12 protein-coding genes are annotated in these 18,378 nt (G+C 71.8%); 6 read left to right on the forward strand and 6 right to left on the reverse strand.

Annotated elements, in window-relative coordinates; translation table 11 throughout:
* Positions 1-79: 79 nt before the first annotated feature.
* From ACZ5ON_RS28155 to trpS, 3 genes are all read right to left on the reverse strand, one after another.
* Positions 80-805, reverse strand: coding sequence for a nucleoside/nucleotide kinase family protein (locus tag ACZ5ON_RS28155; protein WP_465598543.1), 726 nt, complete (start codon positions 803-805; stop codon positions 80-82).
* A gap of 106 nt (positions 806-911) precedes the next feature.
* Positions 912-1,892 (reverse strand): S66 peptidase family protein, encoded by a 981-nt coding sequence (locus ACZ5ON_RS28160; protein WP_465598546.1) that lies wholly within the window; start codon positions 1,890-1,892, stop codon positions 912-914.
* A 414-nt stretch (positions 1,893-2,306) separates the two neighbouring features.
* Positions 2,307-3,320, reverse strand: coding sequence for a tryptophan--tRNA ligase (gene trpS, locus ACZ5ON_RS28165; protein ID WP_465598549.1), 1,014 nt, complete (start codon positions 3,318-3,320; stop codon positions 2,307-2,309).
* Positions 3,321-3,796: 476 nt separating this feature from the next.
* On the opposite strand from trpS, the gene ACZ5ON_RS28170 reads away from it, so the two are divergent.
* Positions 3,797-4,642 carry a hypothetical protein gene (locus tag ACZ5ON_RS28170; protein ID WP_465598552.1) on the forward strand — a complete coding sequence of 282 codons (846 nt, stop codon included), beginning with the start codon at positions 3,797-3,799 and terminating at the stop codon, positions 4,640-4,642.
* 6 nt (positions 4,643-4,648) lie between these two features.
* Here the strand turns inward: ACZ5ON_RS28170 and ACZ5ON_RS28175 are convergent, their stop codons facing one another.
* Positions 4,649-5,167 carry an NUDIX hydrolase gene (locus tag ACZ5ON_RS28175; protein WP_465598555.1) on the reverse strand — a complete coding sequence of 173 codons (519 nt, stop codon included), beginning with the start codon at positions 5,165-5,167 and terminating at the stop codon, positions 4,649-4,651.
* A gap of 114 nt (positions 5,168-5,281) precedes the next feature.
* Here ACZ5ON_RS28175 and ACZ5ON_RS28180 point away from each other — a divergent pair, with 114 nt between their 5' ends.
* Positions 5,282-6,160, forward strand: coding sequence for an ATP-grasp domain-containing protein (locus ACZ5ON_RS28180; RefSeq protein ID WP_465598558.1), 879 nt, complete (start codon positions 5,282-5,284; stop codon positions 6,158-6,160).
* Between the two features lie 53 nt (positions 6,161-6,213).
* On the opposite strand, the gene ACZ5ON_RS28185 is transcribed toward ACZ5ON_RS28180, so the two are convergent.
* Together ACZ5ON_RS28185 and ACZ5ON_RS28190 are read right to left on the reverse strand one after the other, a co-directional pair.
* Positions 6,214-10,365: an ABC transporter ATP-binding protein gene (locus ACZ5ON_RS28185; protein WP_465598561.1), complete on the reverse strand. Its 4,152-nt coding sequence runs from the start codon at positions 10,363-10,365 to the stop codon at positions 6,214-6,216.
* 468 nt (positions 10,366-10,833) lie between these two features.
* Positions 10,834-11,478: an SACE_7040 family transcriptional regulator gene (locus ACZ5ON_RS28190; protein WP_465598564.1), complete on the reverse strand. Its 645-nt coding sequence runs from the start codon at positions 11,476-11,478 to the stop codon at positions 10,834-10,836.
* 127 nt (positions 11,479-11,605) lie between these two features.
* On the opposite strand from ACZ5ON_RS28190, the gene ACZ5ON_RS28195 reads away from it, so the two are divergent.
* From ACZ5ON_RS28195 to ACZ5ON_RS28210, 4 genes are all read left to right on the forward strand, one after another.
* The gene (locus tag ACZ5ON_RS28195) at positions 11,606-13,336 is read left to right on the forward strand and encodes a carboxyl transferase domain-containing protein (protein WP_465598567.1); all 1,731 of its coding nucleotides are present in this window, start codon (positions 11,606-11,608) and stop codon (positions 13,334-13,336) included.
* A gap of 193 nt (positions 13,337-13,529) precedes the next feature.
* Positions 13,530-15,803, forward strand: coding sequence for an acetyl/propionyl/methylcrotonyl-CoA carboxylase subunit alpha (locus ACZ5ON_RS28200; RefSeq protein ID WP_465598570.1), 2,274 nt, complete (start codon positions 13,530-13,532; stop codon positions 15,801-15,803).
* Entirely contained in the window at positions 15,800-16,822 is a 1,023-nt protein-coding gene (locus tag ACZ5ON_RS28205; RefSeq protein ID WP_465598573.1) for a hydroxymethylglutaryl-CoA lyase, read from the forward strand. Before ACZ5ON_RS28200 ends, ACZ5ON_RS28205 begins: the two co-directional genes overlap by 4 nt.
* A 138-nt stretch (positions 16,823-16,960) precedes the next feature.
* Entirely contained in the window at positions 16,961-18,151 is a 1,191-nt protein-coding gene (locus tag ACZ5ON_RS28210) for an acyl-CoA dehydrogenase family protein (RefSeq protein ID WP_465598576.1), read from the forward strand.
* The last annotated feature ends 227 nt before the right edge of the window (positions 18,152-18,378 follow it).

Raw genomic sequence — 18,378 nt, forward strand, 5'->3', positions numbered from 1 at the left:
AGAAGAAGTGGTGTTTCAGAGGATTGGCCGCCCCGGGACCGTCCGCGCCGATGCGTGTCCGGTGCTCCCTGCCGAGCGACTAGAGAACACTACCCCTGTCGGAGGCCGTGGGCAAATCCCAGTGCCCGATGATCCGGGTGCACGCCACGCGGCCGACCTTGACGTACTCGCTGTTCGGGTGGTCGTTGGACACGATCCAGTGGCGGGCTGCTTCGGGGGCCCGGCCGCCCTTGGTGTGGCGGCGCATGAGTCGGGTGTCCCGTACGTGGTCGGCGGCATCCACGTACCAGAGTTCGCTCAGCAGGGTGCGGACCTCGGACCAGGGAGCGTCAGCGTTGGCGAGGTAGTTGCCCTCGGTCACGACGAGTCGGGTGTGTGGTCGGATCACGTGCCGAGCGGCAACCGGTTCGTCGAGTGTCCGGTCGAAGTCGGGGGCGTAGATGTCGCGGAAGCGCTCGGCGAGGACTCGGCGCAGTAGGGCTACGTACCCTCCAGCGTCGAAGGTGGGCGGGGATCCCTTGCGGTCGCGCAGGCCGAGGCGTTCGAGTTGGGCATTGGAGAGGTGGAAGCCGTCCAGCGGGAGGTAGGCCGCTGTCTCGGCGCCCTCCCGGCGGTTGATCTCGTCGACCAGGTAGCGGGCCAGTGTCGACTTTCCGGCCCCGGGCGGGCCGGCCAAGCCGAGGATGGTGCGGCCGACGGCGCGGGTGCGACCGTGCAGCAGGTGGAGGGCCGATGCGACCAGTGCCGCGCGGCCGTTGAGCGGAGACGGTCCGATGGGCGACTGTCCCGGGCCTTCGGACGCCACCCGGCGGGGCTCCGCAGCATCTGGAACAGAGCTGATCAGAGCAGAGGCGTCGGGTGGGGTGCTGCTGCCGCTGTCGCCGTCCACGTGCATGGCCGCACCCTACTCATCAGGGTTGGTGCTGGGAACCCGAGTCATCGGTGCTGTTGCTGAGTACCGGAGCCTCCAGCGTCAGCGTGCCCGCGTCGGCATCCAATCGGGCGGGGACGCCGAGCGGCACGGTGAGGCTGCTGGGGCCGTGGCCGAAGCCGAGTTCCCAGAGGACCGGTACGCCGAGCGGACCGAGCCGGTCGAGCATGAGCTCGCGTACCTGGTCGAGCGGACCGCAGCCTTCCCAGGAGCCGAGCGCGATGCCCGCCACGCCGTCCAGGGCGCCGGAGCGGATCAGCTGGGTGAGGACGCGGTCCAGCCGGTACAGGTGTTCGTTGACGTCCTCCAGGAGAAGGATCGTTCCTGCGAAGGACGGGCGGGCGGTCGGGGCACCCCGGTCCGCAGCGAGGGTGGAGGCGCAGCCGCCGGCCGTGAGACCGCGGGCCCGACCGGGCACCAGCGCTTCAACGGTGGGCGACGTGAGCTGCAGCGTGTCCGCGGGGTGGAAGAGGGTGCGGCGCAGGTGCTCCGCCGTCGGACCGTCGGCGATGAAGGCTGCGCCCGAGGCCATCGGCCCGTAGAGCGTCGGGATGCCGAGGCGCCATGAGATGGTCTCGTGCAGGACGGTGATGTCGCTGAAGCCCACCAGTGCCTTCGGAGGCGCACTGCGGAGCGCGTCCCAGTCGAGAAGGTCGACCATCCGTTGCACGCCGAAGCCGCCTCTGGCGCAGATGACGGCGGCGATGGTGGGGTCGAGCCAGGCGCGCTGGAAGTCCGCGGCACGGGCGGCGTCGGTGCCGGCCAGGTGGCGGATGGTCGGATGGGTGTCCTGGAGGTGCTCGGCGGGCACGACCTCGAGGCCCCAGCTGCGAAGGATCCCGGTGCCGGCGGAGAGCCGGTCGGGTTCGAGCGGGCCACTCGGAGCGACCAGTGCGACCCGGTCCCCGGGGACCAGGCGGCGCGGCCGTCGGTCCGGGGTGGGAGGCTGGAACCGAACCATGGGCGAGGTCCTCTCTCGGGGAGGCGGCGTATGGCGTTCAGCCACCAACCGTATGCCCGCTCGGGTGGCTCCTGATCACCCGTCTGGTCCCGGTCTCTCGTCGGCAGGGCAACTCGTGGACAGAAGAGGCCCCAGTCATGTCGACGGCGGAGCTTTTCGTGGACGGAAACGGCCCAACCGGGTCGTCCACGGAGCATGTCATCAACAGAGACAGTCCCGAATGGAAGCGTTCCCCTGCCGAATCCTCCGCTCTCGGACAGACTCGTCGTCGGACCTTCGTATCGACAGCCGCGCACCCGTACCGTCCGGCGCGGTGGTCCGGCCCGGTCCAGCCCGGCCGCCAGGCGACGGCCGAGCCGGAGCGAGCGCCGACCTGAGAACCGGCGCGAGGACCGCTGCGCCGAGGCGGAGCCTTCAGCGCATGCCCATGACCTGTCGGACTTCGGCCAGCGTGGCGTCGGCGCAGGCGTTGGCGCGTTCGTTCCCGGCGCGGAGGACGGCACGCAGGTGGGCCCGGTCGGCCGCGAACTCGGCTCGGCGCTCGCGGATCGGGCGGAAGTACTCGTTGACCGCCTCGGTGACGCGCCGCTTCAGCACGGCCGAGCCGCCGTCACCGATCTCCTCGGCGATCTTCTGCGGCTCGCCGTCTTCGCACAGGGCCGCGAGCAGCAGCAGGCTGGACACCTCGGGGCGCTGCTCGGGGTCGTAGCCGATCCGCCGTTCGGTGTCGGTCTTGGCGCCCCGGATCAGGCGCGCGGTGTGGTCCTCGCCCATGCCGAGGGCGATGGCGTTGCCCCGGCTCTTGCTCATCTTCCCGCCGTCGGTGCCCAGTAGCAGCGGGGCGTCGGAGAGCAGGGCCTCAGGTTCGGCGAAGACCGCGGCGCCGTACCGGTCGTTGAAGCGGCGGGCGATGGTCCGCGCGGTCTCCAGGTGCGGCAGCTGGTCCCGACCGACCGGGACCAGGTTCCCTTTGCAGGAGAGGATGTCTGCGGCCTGGTGCACGGGATAGGTGAGCATCAGTCCACTGACCGAGCTCTGCCGGGAGTGCACGATCTCGTCCTTGACCGTGGGGTTCCGCTGGAGTTCCGCGACGCTGACCAGGCTGAGGAAGGGGAGCATCAGCTGGTTGAGGGCGGGCACGGCGCTGTGGGTGAAGATCGTGGCGCGTTCGGGGTCGATGCCTGCCGCCAGGTAGTCGAGGACGAGTTCCTCGGCGCGTTCGGCGGGTCGGTCGGCGGTGTCGCGGTCGGTGAGTACCTGGTAGTCGGGGATGACCACGAACAGTTCGACACCGAGCCGCTGCAACCGGACCCGGTTCTGCAGGGTGCCGAAGTAGTGGCCGAGGTGGAGCGGTCCGGTGGGACGGTCCCCGGTGAGGATGCGGTAGCGGCTGGGGTCCTGCTGGACCTGGGCGGTGCTGGTCTGCACTGCTGGTTCTCCTTCGGGCGGGCCGACGGCGGGTTGCCGGTGGCTGGCGGTGCGTCGGCACGACTGCGCCGCCAGCCGGCGGCGGTGTGCCGGTGGGGCGCGTCCATCGGTGCGGCCCGCGAGGGAGACGAAGCAACAGGGCCGCCCGTACGGACGGCCCTGCGGTCATGCATGAGTGGGAGCCGCCCTAGGACGGCCACCAGCTCAGGCATGGAAGATGCTTCATGGCTGCGAGGTTAGCGCTTCGCCACCGGTGGCTGCCAGGGCCTTTCCGGACTGCCGGTCGCCGGTCAGGCTTCGAACGATCACTGTCGGGGGTTCCTCACGGCGGGCATCCCTCCGGAGGAACTCGGCGGCCGCGACCTGACCGACCGTCCGCCCGGTCGGTAACGGCTTGTCAGTCTTCCGATTCCCCTTGGCTGGCCATGCGCCGGTACGGCAGGATCATCCGACCAGCTTTCGGAGGGCCCGTACTGATGACCTTGCTCGACCAGTCCGCATCCGACGACTCCCCGGACCGGTCCAGGCCGCCAGACCGCGCCGTAGCGGACGCCGAGGCCACCACGGCGGCCTGGCTCCTCGCCGGCCTGGCGAGCAGACTCCGCACGGCGTACGAGCAGGGCGCCGACATCCGGCTGCTTGCGGAGGCCTGCCGGCAACCCGAGTCGGAGGTGCGGCGACTGCTGGAATTCGCCGGGGCCAGGTCCGACCTGCGGCCGGGCGGACTTCCGCTCACCCGCACGGCAGGTCGCGCCGCCGGTCCGGCGGTGCCCTTCCCGGAGTGGCAGGAGTTCCGGCGGATCCGCCGGCCGACGCCCTCCCGCCGACTGAGCCGGCTGCACCCGCGCGGTGAGCCGGCGCCCGAACCCGAGCCGGCACCAGAGCCCGAGCCGACGACGCCCGAACAGGAACCCGCAGGCGGCGGGTCGGGCCATCCGGCGGAAGATGCACCCGCATCGGCCGAAGCGCCGACGCACGTGCAGCCGCACGACCACACGGCCGCCCCGCTGGGAGTCCTGATCGGCGCCTCCCCCGCTTACGCAGAACCGCCGAGCGCCCTGAGCTCCTCGGCCCCGCGCCGGGTACCGGTCGACCTGGTGCGGGTGAGCCGGGGCACCAGCCTGGTCGTACTGCCCTCCTGGCGCACCGCCATCGCGGTGTCGGTGCCGACCGAACAGCTGCTCGCGGAGACCGGGCTGGCCTTCGAGGACCTGGCCGGCGCCCGGCTCACCGTGCTGATGAACCCGGACGCGCTGCACGACCGCGAGCTTGACCTGCGCACCTGGCAGACGGAGGGCGGGCCGGCGGCCACCGGCGGATGACGTCCGTCAGCGCCCGGCGTTCGGCACGTACCCGAGGTGCACCGGGGCCGGCGGCTGGGCAGCGGCACCAGCCGGCGGCTGCGCCAGGCTCTCCCTGAGAGCCGAGAGCAGTGCGGGCAGTTGCGGTGGCCAGAGCGCCTCGGCCCGTTCGTCCGCCAGATCGGCCGGGCTCCACCAGCGCCAGCCCAGGATCCGGTCCACCGCGTGCGCCGCGCTGACATCGCCCAGCGGGCCGCGGCGGGGTCCGCTGGTGAAGTAGATGTGCTCGTGCTGACGGACCGGGGTGCCGTGCCAGGTGAAGTCGTGTTCCCAGGTGCAGAGCAGCGGGCCGGGCGCGAGATCCGTCCAGCCCGTCTCCTCCCACAGTTCGCGACGCGCGCCCTCGGCCGGCGACTCGCCGGGCTCGATCCCGCCGCCCGGCATGGTCCAGTGCACACCCACCTCGACGTTGTCGGACCTCAGCAGGAAGACCGCGCCGTCGGATGCCAGTACCGCGGTTCGCGCTGCTCGCCTCGGAGTTCGCATCGAATCACCCTCGCAGGGAGCGCTGTCGTTGTCGAGCGGGATCAGCGTCCTGCTCCCGGCGGTTGGCGGGAAACCCGGGCGCCTCGGGCGGCACCCCGGTTCTACGCTGTGCCCATGCCCGTACCTCTGATCCTCCTGCCCTCCGATCCGCTGACACCGCGCCGGCCGGACCCGCACTTCGTGTGGGAGGCCCAGCTCATCCGCGAGTCGGGTGGAGCGTACGCGCTCATCGACCATGACGCGCTGGTCTCCGGGGACGCCGTCGCGGCGGTCCGCCGGGTGCCGGAGGGGCACGGACCGCTCTGGTACCGGGGCTGGATGGTGCCCGTACCGGCCTACACCGCGCTCGCCACCGCCCTCACGACACGCAGCTGTTCGCTGCTGACCCCGCCTGCCGCGTACGCCGACGCCCACGAACTGCCCGGCTGGTACTCGGTCTTCGAGGGTGCGACGCCGCCGAGCGCCTGGATTCCCGGCGGCGAACCGGACTTCTCTGCACTCGCGGACGCCGCACGGCGGATCGGCGGGCAGGGTCCGGCCGTCGTCAAGGACTACGTCAAGTCCCGTAAGCACGAGTGGGACCAGGCCTGTTACGTGCCCGAGCTGGCCGATCTGGACGCACTTGGCCGGGTGGTGTCCCGGTTCGTGGAACTGCAGGGCGAGTTCCTGACCGGCGGCGTGGTGCTGCGCCGGTACGAGGAGTTCGTGCGGGACGCGGACGGGCATGCCGTCGAGGCCCGGGTCTGGTGGGTGGACGGCGAACCGGTCCTGGTCGGCCCGCACCCCGACTGCCCCCAGGCCAGAGTTGACCCGGATCTCTCCGAAGTCCAGCCGCTGGTGCGCGCATTGGGCTGCCGCTTCATCACCACCGACCTGGCCCAGCGGGCGGACGGGCCGGGCTGGCGGGTGGTCGAGGTCGGCGACGGCCAGGTCAGCGGTCTGCCGCACGGGATCGACGCCACCCCGCTGCTGACCTCGCTCCTCGCCGCGTGAACAGTCGGGCGGGGTAACAGGGGTGAGCAGCGGGGGCGTGGCCGGCGGTGCCGTCAGCCTGCTGCGGGGATCGCCGTGGGCTGCTCCCGGTCGAGCTCTCCGTCCGCGATGAAGGCGCGCCACAGCCCGGCGTACGCGCCGTCCCGGCGCAGCAGTTCCTCGTGCGTCCCGTCCTCGACCACCCGGCCGCAGTCCAGTACCACGATCCGGTCGGCGCGCTGAGCGGTCGTCAGGCGGTGGGCGATGACCAGGGTGGTCCGCCCGCCGGCCAGCCGGTCCGCCGCGTTGTTGACCGCCGCTTCGGTGGCCAGGTCGAGCGCGGCGGTGGCCTCGTCGAGCAGCAGGATGTCGGGGGCGACCAGTTCGGCGCGGGCGAGCGCGATCAGCTGGCGCTGCCCGGCGGAGAGGTTCCGGCCCCGGGCGGTGACCTCGTGGTCGTAGCCGCCCGACAGGCCCATGATCATCTCGTGTGCGCCGACCGCCCGGGCGGCGGCCTCGACCTCCGCGTCGGTGGCGGTGGTCCGGCCGTACGCGATGGCCTGCCGCACCGTCCCGGCGAACAGGTACGCCTCCTGCGGGACGACGCCGAGCCGCTGCCGGTACTGGGTGAGGTCGTACCGGGTGATGTCGGTGCCGTCGATCCGGACGGTGCCACCGGTCGCGTCGTAGAACCTGGCGACCAGCTTGACCAGGGTGGACTTCCCGGCGCCGGTCTCACCGACCAGGGCGACGGTCTGCCCGGCCGGGATGTGCAGGTCGACGGCCGACAGGACGTCCGGGTTGCCGTCGCCGCCGCCGTTGTAGGCGAAGCCGACGTTCTCGAACCGGATCTCGCCGCGCAGCTTCGCCACCCGCACGGGATCGTCCGCGTCGGGCGTACTGGTCGGTGTCCGCAGCAGTTCGCGGATCCGGTCGAGGCCGACGGACGCCTGCTGGTATCCGTCGAAGATCTGCGAGAGCTGGTTGACCGGCGCGAAGAAGAGGTCGATGTACAGCAGGTACGCGACCAGCGCGCCGATGGTGAGCGTCCCCGAGTCCACCCGTGAGGCGCCGGCGATCAGTACCAGGGCGGCCGCCGCACTGGACAGGAACTGCACGAACGGGAAGTACAGCGAGATGTACAGCTGCGCCTTGACCCGGGCGTCGCGGTATTCGAGGCCGCGCGCCACGAACCGGGTGGCGTTGGTCCCCTGCCGGCGGAACGCCTGGACGATCCGCATGCCGGCCACGTTCTCCTGGAGGTCGGCGTTGACCGTGCTGATCAGGTCCCGGGAGATCTGGTACTGGACGGTCGACTTGCGGCGGAACACCACGGTCGCGATCACCAGCAGCGGGAGCACCGTGAAGACGACCAGCGCCAGGCCGGCGTCGATGAACAGCAGCGCGACCAGGATCCCGGCGAAGGTCAGCACGCTGATCACGGCGGTGACCACACCGGTCTGCAGGAACGACGATATGGAGTCCACATCGGTGGTCATCCGCGTCATGATCCGGCCGGAGAGCTCGCGCTCGTAGTAGTCCAGGCCGAGCCGGTTGAGGTGGGCGAAGATCTTGAGCCTCAGGGTGTAGAGCACGCGCTCCCCGGTCCGTCCGCTGACCCTGGTCTCCGTGCTCTGGACCAGCCAGTCGAGCAGCACGATCGTGAGGGCTGCCAGCGCGGCGGCCGCCACCCCGGACATCGCGGCCTTGCTGACACCGTCGTCGATGCCGTGCCGGATCAGAACCGGGAGCGCGAGTCCGGCCGCGGTGTCCAGGGCGACCAGCAGGAGGGCGAGCACCAGCTGGCGGCGGAAGGGCTTCAGCAGGCGGACGAGGCTGAAGTCCGGGTCGCTCGCTTCGGCCTCGGGGATCGGGATGTCCGGGGTGTCCGTGGCCGGCGCGAGTGCGGCCACCTTGGTGAGCAGGTCCGCCCTGTCCTGGCCGGCCGAGGCGGACGGCCAGGACCGGCCGGCCCTGGGACGCCCGGCCCCGATGTGCCGCTCGCCTCGCTTGGGGTGCTCGACGCCGTTGACCCGCTTGACTCCGTTGACCCGTTCGATCCCCTTGACGCGCTCGATCGCGCTGACCCGCTCTGCTCCGTTGACCCGCTCGGCCCCGTGGACCTGCTCGGTCGGCTCACCGGAACCGATGGCCGTGGGCGCCGAGGCGCGGTGGCCGGACGCGGTGGGGGCCTCGGCGTCGGGATCGGTGATCAGCGCGCGGTACAGCGGACATCGCTGTTCGAGTTCCTCTTGGGTGCCGACGTCCACCAGGCGGCCGTGGTCGAGCACCGCGATCCGGTCTGCCAGGTGCAGGGTGGACCTGCGGTGGGCGATGAGGAGGGTGGTCCGGCCCGCCATCACCCCGCTGAGCGCCTCATGGATCTCGGCCTCGATCTGCGGGTCCACCGCGGAGGTGGCATCGTCCAGCAGCAGTACCCGCGGGTCGCTCAGGATGGCCCGGGCGAGGGCGATCCGCTGCCGCTGACCGCCGGAGAGGGTGAGGCCCTGCTCGCCGACCTTGGTGTCGTAGCCCTCGGGCAGCTCGCGGATGAAGCCGTCGGCCCGGGCGGCCACGGCGGCCGCCTCGATCTGCGCGTCGGTCGCGTCCGGCCGACCGTACGCGATGTTGGTCCGGACACTCTCGGAGAACAGGAAGCTGTCCTCGGGGACGATGCCGACGGTGGCCCGCACCGAGTCGAGCGTGAGCTCGCGCAGGTCGTGGCCGTACAGCCGGATGGTGCCCGCAGTCGGGTCGTAGAACCTCGGTACGAGCTGCGCGACGGTCGACTTGCCCGAGCCGGATGCACCGACCAGTGCCAGCGTCTCACCCTCGGCGAGTTCCAGGCTCAGCTGCTTGAGCACGAGCTCGCCGTGCCGCGAGCCGTCCGGTCCGCTGTCCCGGGAGTCGCCCTGCGCGTTGGCCGGCGCGCCGTCCCGTGCGGCGTCCGGTGCATCCTCTTGCACGTCGTCCCGTACAGCGCCGAAGCTGAAGTCCACCTGGTCGAACTGGAGCGCGGGGGCTCCCGGGACGGCGCGGACCACCGGCCGGTCCGACGCCTCGGGCCGGTCCGCGCCGGGCAGGACGCCGGGCAGGACGAGGTCGGCCGCGTCCGCGTGCTCCCGCACCACGGGTTGCTGGTCCACCAACTGGAACACTCGCTCCACGCCGGCGCGGGCCTGCTGGCCGACGGTGATCAGCATGGTGAGCATCCGGACCGGACCGGTCATCTGCGCCAGGTAGGCGGAGAAGGCCACGAAGGTGCCCAGCGAGACCTGGCCCCGCACCGCGAGCCAGCCGCCGAGGGCGAGCACGGCGACCTGCCCGAGCGCGGGCACCGCCTGCATCGCCGGGGTGTAGCGGCTGGTGAGCCGGATCGAACGGAGGCGAGCGCCGTACAGGCTGCGCGAGGCCTGCTCCAACTTCCCGCGTTCCTGTGCTTCCTGGCCGAAGCCCTTGACCACCCGAACGCCGCCGACGGCCCCGTCCACGACGCCCGCGACGGCCGCCGCCTCCTGCTGCGCCGCCCAGGTGGCGGGGAAGAGCCGCTTGCGGCTGAACGTCGCGATCCACCAGAGGGCCGGACCCATCACCAGTGCGACCAGGGTGAGCGGCGCGGAGAGCCAGAGCATCACCAGGATCGACATGCCGAACATCAGGAAGTTGCCGGTCATCATCGGCAGCATCGACAGCAGGCCGTTGACCAGCTGGAGGTCGGAGGTCGCCCGGCCCACCACCTGGCCGATGTCGAGCGAGTCCTGTCGGGTGCCGTCCAGCCTGCTGAGCGAGCGGAAGAGGTCCGCCCGCAGGTCGTGCTGGACGTCCACGGCGAGCTGGCCACCGCAGTAGCGGCGGACCTGGGTGCAGAGGAAGACGAGGACGGCGGCCAGCAGCAGCACGCCCGCCCACGGCGCGAGCGGACGGGTATGGGCCGTGATGACGTCGTCGATGATCAGCTTGGTGATCAGCGGCACGACGGCCGTGACGGCCATGCCCGCCAGCGAGGCTCCGAAGGAGAGCAGCACGTTCCGCCGGTAGCGCCAGCAGTAGTGCGCGAGCCTGGTGAGCCAGCCGGGCTCGGTCTCGGGCGCTTGCCGCCGGGCCGGCTCGGGACGGGGGTGGGCGCCGCTCGCCGAACGGGTGGATGCCGAGCCTGTACCGGACAGGTCTCGGTCTGCCCTGCCACCTGGCGAAAGCTCCGCTGCGGATCCATGAGTCTCAGGCATATTTAGGGATACTAACCATTCGGTCGAGCAGGAGTCCATCGGGTTTCCGGCGGGAGCCCGACGGGCGTGCAGTGACTCGAACAGCGCGCGGCCCGAGCTGCTTCCCGCCTCCCACCAGCCTGGACGAACCGACGGTCGCGCGACACCGGTCGGGCGGTCTCGACGGGGACCACCATTGGTCCTAGGCCTGCCCCAGGGCGGGCGCTTGCACCGTGCACCCGGCCGGGTTGCCCGAATCCCCGCCGGACTCGCCGTGCTCCCCGACCGGTCCGCCGTGCTCCCCGACCGGTCCGCCGTGCTCCCCGACCGATTCGCCGCAGACAGGGCGGCAGTCGGCCCGAACAGCCGATCACCCCGGCATCCTGGCCGGTCCGCCCACCGCGCCGCCCCGACCGACGCCGCGTCCGGAACCCGCCGACAAGCCGGGTGCATCTGGCGGCAGCGGGGCCGATCGGCCGGATGTCCGGGTCAGCCGGTCACATCTGCCGCGCCGCCGGCCGCGGCCGCGAAGGCACCCAGGGCCAGGCTGTGCAGCAGCGCCGCCATACCGTCCCGGCTCAGGCCGGACCGCTCCCCCTGCGCCAGCTGCGGTCCGGCGCTGTGGGGGGTCGAGTTGAGCAGGCCGAAGACCGCGTGCACCGCCGCCCGGGCTGTCTGCTCGGCGCCGTCCTCGGCCAGCGAGGGGAACGCCTGGCGGACGACGTCCACCCAGAGCTCGACATAGCCCCGCTGGAGGCGCCGCACGCGCCGCCGGTCCTCCTCCTTCAGATGGAGCAGCTCCCGGTCGTGCAGGACGATCAGGTCCCGGTCGTCCAGCGCGAAGTCCACATGGCCGCCGATCAGGGCATCGAGCGCGCCGAGGGCGTCCGGCGCGTCACCCGCCCGCCGGCGGCCCTCCTCCAGCAGCCGCTCGCTGATGCCGACCAGAAGGTCGGCGAGCATGGCGTCCTTGCCGGAGAAGTGCCGGTACAGGCCCGGGCCGCTGATGCCCACCGCCCTGCCGATCTCGTCGACACCGACACCGAGGAACCCGCGCGCCGCGAAGAGGCGCGCGGCCTCCTTCCGGATCTGGTCGCGGCGTGAGAGCGCGGAGGGAGCCTGGGCGTTCAGCATGCCGTCCATCGTAGACAGTCGAGTTATCGACGGTTAACCTGGCGACAGGAGTTAACGCTCATTAACAGGGCGGCGGACCCTCCTGTCCGCGTGCCCACCTGGCTCCGAGGGCAAGGGAGCTCTTGGGATGGTCTTCTCAACCGTCGGCCCGGCCGCAGCCCGATCCGCAGGCGCGGCCCCGGGACTCTTCACCGGCGCAGGCACGGGTCCGTTCGAGCCGGTCGCCTCGCCCGCCGCCGCTGCTCCCGCCCCCCGGCTGGAGAGCTCGGTGGACACCGGCTCGGCGGCGTTCCGCACGAACACCGCCGCACACCAGGCCCTGGTGGCCGAACTGCGGGAGAAGCTGGGGGCCGCCGCCCTCGGCGGCGGGGCCAAGGCCCGCGCCCGGCACACCTCCCGGGGCAAGCTGCTGCCGCGGGACCGGGTGGACACCCTGCTCGATCCGGGTTCCCCCTTCCTGGAACTGTGCCCGCTCGCGGCCGACGGGCTGTACGACGGTGCCGCGCCGGCGGCGGGCGTGATCGCCGGGATCGGGCGGGTGGCCGGTCGCGAGGTGGTGGTGGTCGCCAACGACGCCACCGTCAAGGGCGGCACCTACTACCCGATGACGGTCAAGAAGCACCTCCGCGCCCAGGAAGTCGCCCTGGAGAACCGGCTGCCGTGCATCTACCTGGTGGACTCCGGCGGCGCCTTCCTCCCGATGCAGGACGAGGTCTTCCCGGACCGCGACCACTTCGGGCGGATCTTCTACAACCAGGCGCGCCTCTCCGCCGCCGGGATCCCGCAGATCGCGGCGGTGCTCGGCTCGTGCACCGCGGGCGGCGCGTACGTCCCGGCGATGAGCGACCAGGCGGTGATCGTCCGCAACCAGGGCACCATCTTCCTGGGCGGGCCGCCACTGGTGAAGGCCGCGACCGGCGAGGTCGTCACCGCCGAGGAGCTGGGCGGCGGTGAACTGCACTCCCGCACCTCGGGCGTCACCGACCACCTGGCCGAGGACGACGCCCACGCCCTCTCCATCGTCCGGACCATCGTGTCCGAACTCGGTGCCCGGGCCGCCAAGCCCTGGCCCCTGGCCCCTGCCGAGCCGCCGGCACTGGACCCGACGAGCCTTTACGGCGCGGTGCCGGTCGACCCCCGTACCCCGTACGACGTCCGCGAGGTGATCGCCCGGATCGTGGACGGCAGCCGCTTCGCCGAGTTCAAGGCGGAGTACGGCGCCACCCTGGTCACCGGCTTCGCCCGGATCCACGGTCACCCGGTCGGGATCGTCGCCAACAACGGTGTGCTCTTCGCCGAGTCGGCCCTCAAGGGCGCCCACTTCATCGAGTTGTGCGACCAGCGCGGCATCCCCCTCCTCTTCCTGCAGAACATCACCGGTTTCATGGTCGGGCGGCAGTACGAGGCTGGCGGCATCGCCAAGCACGGCGCCAAGATGGTCACGGCCGTCGCCTGCACCCGGGTGCCGAAGCTGACCGTGGTGATCGGCGGCTCGTACGGCGCGGGCAACTACTCGATGTGCGGCCGGGCTTACTCACCTCGCTTCCTGTGGATGTGGCCCGGGGCGAAGATCTCGGTCATGGGCGGCGAACAGGCGGCCTCGGTGCTGGCCACCGTGCGCCGCGACCAGTTGGAGGCACAGGGCGAGGACTGGCCCGCCGAGGCCGAGGAGGAGTTCAAGCGGCCCGTCCGCGAGCAGTACGAGCGGCAGGGCAACGCCTACTACTCGACGGCCCGGCTCTGGGACGACGGCGTGATCGACCCCATGGACACCCGTACCGTGCTCGGTCTCGCCCTCACCGCCTGCGCCAACGCCCCGCTCGCCGACCCCCGTCCATACGGTGTCTTCCGTATGTGACCTCCCCCGTGACGCGACCTGCCCCGTGCGGCCTGCCGCATCCGGGCGGGCACGAACCAGCAGCCGCGAACCAGCAGCCGCACTGTCAGCCGACGGCCCGGAGACGACCGCTCAATCGTCCGCCGGGCCTACCCCCCGACCCCGGTGCCCGGCCCCATCCCACGGTTCCCCTCGACCCGGAGGAACGCCTCCCATGTTCGACACAGTTCTGGTCGCCAACCGAGGCGAGATCGCGGTACGGGTGATCCGTACCCTCCGGAAGCTCGGTGTCCGATCGGTCGCCGTCTTCAGCGACGCCGACGCCGACGCGCCGCACGTCCGCGAGGCCGATGTCGCCGTCCGGCTCGGGCCGGCCGGGCACAGCGACAGTTCGGCCATCGAGACCTACCTGCGGACCGACCAGATCCTGGCCGCCGCCCGCCGCACCGGCGCCCAGGCCGTCCACCCCGGGTACGGCTTCCTGGCCGAGAACCCGGCCTTCGCCCGAGCCTGCGCCGAGGCCGGTCTGGTCTTCGTCGGCCCGCCGCCCACCGCGGTGGAGCTGATGGGCGACAAGATCAACGCCAAGGAGGCCGTCCGCGCCGCCGGGGTGCCCGTCGTCCCCGGCAGTCAGGGCGACAACCCGACCGACGCCGAACTCACCGCAGCCGCAGCGGAGATCGGCTACCCGGTACTGCTCAAGCCCTCGGCCGGCGGAGGCGGAAAGGGCATGCGCCTGGTCCGCGACCCGGACGACCTGCCCGCCGAACTGGCCGCCGCCCGCCGGGTCGCCCGGACCGCCTTCGGCGACGACACCCTGCTGCTCGAACGCTGGGTGGACCGGCCGAGGCACATCGAGGTGCAGGTCCTGGCCGACACCCACGGCCGGACCGTCCACCTCGGTGAGCGCGAGTGCAGTCTGCAGCGCCGCCACCAGAAACTGATCGAAGAGGCACCCTCCGTTCTGCTGAACCCGGAAACCCGGGCGGCCATGGGAGCGGCCGCCGTCCGGGCCGCCGAGGCCTGCGGCTACACCGGTGCCGGCACCGTGGAATTCATCGTGCCGGGCGTCGACCCCGACGGGCCGGCCCCCGACGGCGTCCTCGACTTCTTCTTCATGGAGATGAACACCCGTCTCCAGGTGGAACACCCCGTCACCGAACTGGCCATCGCCATCGGCGCCGACGCCGGACAGCCCGAGCGACTCGACCTGGTCGAGTGGCAACTCCGCGTCGCCGCGGGCGAATCCCTGACGTTCGGCCAGAACGACATCTCCTTCCTGGGCCACGCGATCGAGGCCCGCATCTGCGCCGAGGACCCAGAGCGCGACTTCCTGCCCACCGGTGGGCGGATCCTGCTGCTGGACGAGCCGCACGGCCCCGGTATCCGCGTCGACTCCGGCATCGGCCCCGGCACCGAGGTCGGCAGCCGGTACGACCCCATGCTGGCCAAGGTCATCGCCTACGGCCCCGACCGACCGACCGCGCTGCGCCGCCTCCGCGCCGCGCTCGCCGAGACCCGGATCCTCGGGGTGACCACCAATACGGGCTACTTGCGACGGCTGCTCGGCCACCCCGATGTCGCAGCCGGAAGGCTCGACACCGGCCTCGTCGAACGGACCGCAGAGCAGCACCCCGAGCTGCTCGCCTCCCCGTACGCCGCCCACCCGGCCGTCGGCGGACCGTCGGAGACGGCACACATCGACAGTTCCGCTGGTGCACCTCCTTCCGCCACGGACGGCGCTTCCGCCACCCCCGTCGGCGCTTCCCCCGTCGAGACGCTCTACTACGCCGCCGCCCTCAGTCGACATCTGGACCTGGTGCCAGCCGTCGCCTCCGACGGCTGGACCGACCCGTTCTCCGTCCCCTCCGGCTGGCGCCTGGGCGGCGCGCCCGCCTGGACCACCCACCGGCTCCGGCTCCCGGGGCACGAGCCCGTCTCCGTTCTTGTCCGCCCCGCCGCCGACCGCAACGTATCGGACACCGCTGACAAGTCCCCGAGCACCATCTCCGACCTCTCTGTCCGCCTCGGCGAGGGCCCGACCAGGCGCGCCCGCGCGACCCGGGCCAGCGGCCGGCTGCACCTCACCGTGGACGGCTTGCAGAGCACCTTCACACACGCCACTGACATCGGCCCCGGCAACACCGCCGGCCCGGTCACCTGGCTGGGCATCGACGGCGACGCCTGGCCGCTCCACCCCCACGACCCGGTCGCCGACCGGACCTCGGCGGCCGCCGCCCACCACGGCGCGCTCACCGCACCGATGCCGGGCACCGTGACGGTGGTCAAGGTCACCGTCGGCGAACAGGTCCGACGCGGCCAGCCGCTGCTGGTCCTGGAGGCCATGAAGATGGAACACGTGATCGCCGCGCCACACGACGGCACGGTCAGCGAGCTGCGCGCCACCGCCGGAACCACGGTCGCCATGGAGGAGTTGCTGGCCGTGGTGGCGCCTTCCGACGAGGACCCCACCGAGGTGACACCATGACCTCCGCCCCGTTTCCGGCCGCGACCGCGGCTGCGACGCCGTCCGCGGCCCGAGAGCCAGACACCGTCGACCTCGGCCTGCCGCAAGCCGTGAAGGACCCTTCGCTGCCCGCCAGGGTGCGCATCCACGAGGTCGGTCCGCGCGACGGGCTGCAGAACGAGAAGTCGCTCGTGCCGGTCGGGGTCAAGGCCGAGTTCATCGAACGACTCGCCGCCGCTGGGCTGCGGACCGTCGAGGCGACCAGCTTCGTCCACCCCAAGTGGGTGCCGCAGCTGGCCGACGCCGAGGAACTGATGCCCAGGCTGACCGGACTCGCGGAGCGCCACCCGGGCCTGCGGCTGCCGGTCCTGGTACCGAACGAGCGCGGCCTCGACCGCGCCCTCGCCCACCACGCCACCGACATCGCGGTCTTCGCCAGCGCCACCGAGGCCTTCGCGCGGCGCAACCTCAACCGGTCGGCCGACGAGGCCCTGGAGATGTTCCGGCCGGTCATCGGCCGGGCCGCCGAGGCGGGCGTCCCGACCCGGGGCTATCTCTCGATGTGCTTCGGCGACCCGTGGGAGGGACCGGTCCCGCAGTCGCAGGTGATCGACTTCGGTCTGCGCCTGCTCGATCTCGGCTGCACCGAGCTCAGCCTCGGCGACACCATCGGCGTGGCCACCCCCGGCCAGGTCACCGAACTGCTCGCCGGCTTCGCGCGGGCCGGGGTGCCCGCCGATCGGATCGCCGTCCACTTCCACGACACGTACGGCCAGGCGCTGGCCAACACCCTGGCCGCGTTGCGCAGCGGGGTCACCGTCGTGGACGCCTCCGCCGGCGGTCTCGGGGGCTGCCCCTACGCCAAGAGCGCGACCGGCAACCTCGCCACCGAGGACCTGGTCTGGATGCTGCACGGGCTCGGCATCGAGACCGGAGTCGATCTGCGCGCCCTGGTCGCGGCCAGCGGCTGGATGGCGCGGCAGCTCGGCCGTCCGAGCCCGTCCCGTGCCGTCCAGGCCCTGTACCACCAGCCGGCCTGACCGTTCCGGTCTTTCCCGGGCCACTGGCCTCTCCCGGACTCCGGATCCCCCGGGGCTCCGCCCATGAACCACCGGCCGCTGCGGCCGCCACACAGTCGGCACCGTCGGCCTTCCGAGCCGCGACCCAGGAGGATCACCATGCTCGACCACCGTCTGGACCACGAGTACGAGGAATTGCGGCGTACTGTCGCCGAGTTCGCACAGGACGTGGTCGCCCCGAAGATCGGGGAGTTCTACGAGCAGGGCGAGTTCCCGTACGAGATCGTCCGGGAGATGGGGCGGATGGGCCTGTTCGGCCTGCCGTTCCCCGAGGAGTACGGGGGCATGGGCGGTGACTACTTCGCGCTCTGCCTCGCGCTGGAGGAACTGGCCCGGGTGGACTCGTCGGTCGCCATCACCCTGGAGGCGGCGGTCTCGCTGGGCGCGATGCCGATCTACCGTTTCGGGACGGAGGAGCAGAAGCGCACCTGGCTGCCCCGGCTGACCTCGGGCGAGATGCTCGGCGCCTTCGGGCTGACCGAGCCCGAGGGCGGCTCGGACGCGGGCGCCACGCGGACCACCGCTCGTTTCGACGAGGCCACTGACGAGTGGGTGATCAACGGTACGAAGTGCTTCATCACCAACTCCGGAACGGAGATCACCGGCCTGGTCACCGTGACCGCACTGACCGAACCGATCGCCCGTTCGAGTGAAGATGGCTCGGATCTCTCGCCACGGCGCGAGATCTCCTCCATCATCGTCCCCACCGGAACCCCGGGGTTCACCGTCTCGAAGAAGTACTCCAAGGTCGGGTGGAACGCCTCCGACACCCGCGAACTGTCCTTCACCGAATGCCGAGTCCCCGCCGCCAACCTGCTGGGCGCGCGTGGCCGCGGCTACGCCCAGTTCCTGCGGATCCTCGACGAGGGCCGTATCGCCATCGCCGCCCTGGCCACCGGCCTGGCCCAGGGCTGCGTCGACCAGTCAGTCCTCTACGCCGGTACCCGCCGGGCCTTCGGCCGACCGATCGGCGCCAACCAGGCCATCCAGTTCAAGCTCGCCGACATGGAGATGCGCGCACACACCTCCCGCCTCGCCTGGCGGGACGCCGCCTCCCGGCTGCTGCACTCCGAACCCTTCAAGAAGGAGGCGGCGATCGCCAAGCTCTACTCCTCCGAAGCCGCCGTCGACAATGCACGGGAGGCCACGCAGATCCACGGCGGGTACGGCTTCATGAACGAGTTCCCGGTCGCACGGTTCTGGCGCGACTGCAAGATCCTTGAGATCGGCGAGGGCACCTCCGAGGTCCAGCGGATGCTGATCGCAAGGGAGTTGGGCGTCACGTCCTGAGGCGCTGCGTCACGCCCCGGGGTGCGGCGCACGTACTGAGGTGAGGAGCCGTGCCACATCCCGAGGCGCTGCGTCACGCCCCAAGGCGCTGCGCTCCAGGACACCAGGCCTGCCCAGCCCCCCAGGCTCGGGACACCAGGCTCGGGGCGCCGCGCCCGAGGGCACCGGGGCCCGAGCCACTGCATCCGGATCCGGAGGCACTGCGCCCCGGGGCATTACCTCCTGCG

Source organism: Kitasatospora sp. NPDC032150 (assembly GCF_055579945.1).

Bases quoted from the DNA above. Each gene is read 5' to 3' on its own strand.
- ACZ5ON_RS28160 (WP_465598546.1), bottom strand. From the start codon at position 1,892: ATGGTTCGGTTCCAGCCTCCCACCCCGGACCGACGGCCGCGCCGCCTG.
- ACZ5ON_RS28170 (WP_465598552.1), top strand. From the start codon at position 3,797: ATGACCTTGCTCGACCAGTCCGCATCCGACGACTCCCCGGACCGGTCC.
- ACZ5ON_RS28175 (WP_465598555.1), bottom strand. From the start codon at position 5,167: ATGCGAACTCCGAGGCGAGCAGCGCGAACCGCGGTACTGGCATCCGAC.
- ACZ5ON_RS28180 (WP_465598558.1), top strand. From the start codon at position 5,282: ATGCCCGTACCTCTGATCCTCCTGCCCTCCGATCCGCTGACACCGCGC.
- ACZ5ON_RS28185 (WP_465598561.1), bottom strand. From the start codon at position 10,365: ATGCCTGAGACTCATGGATCCGCAGCGGAGCTTTCGCCAGGTGGCAGG.
- ACZ5ON_RS28190 (WP_465598564.1), bottom strand. From the start codon at position 11,478: ATGCTGAACGCCCAGGCTCCCTCCGCGCTCTCACGCCGCGACCAGATC.
- ACZ5ON_RS28195 (WP_465598567.1), top strand. From the start codon at position 11,606: ATGGTCTTCTCAACCGTCGGCCCGGCCGCAGCCCGATCCGCAGGCGCG.
- ACZ5ON_RS28200 (WP_465598570.1), top strand. From the start codon at position 13,530: ATGTTCGACACAGTTCTGGTCGCCAACCGAGGCGAGATCGCGGTACGG.
- ACZ5ON_RS28205 (WP_465598573.1), top strand. From the start codon at position 15,800: ATGACCTCCGCCCCGTTTCCGGCCGCGACCGCGGCTGCGACGCCGTCC.
- ACZ5ON_RS28210 (WP_465598576.1), top strand. From the start codon at position 16,961: ATGCTCGACCACCGTCTGGACCACGAGTACGAGGAATTGCGGCGTACT.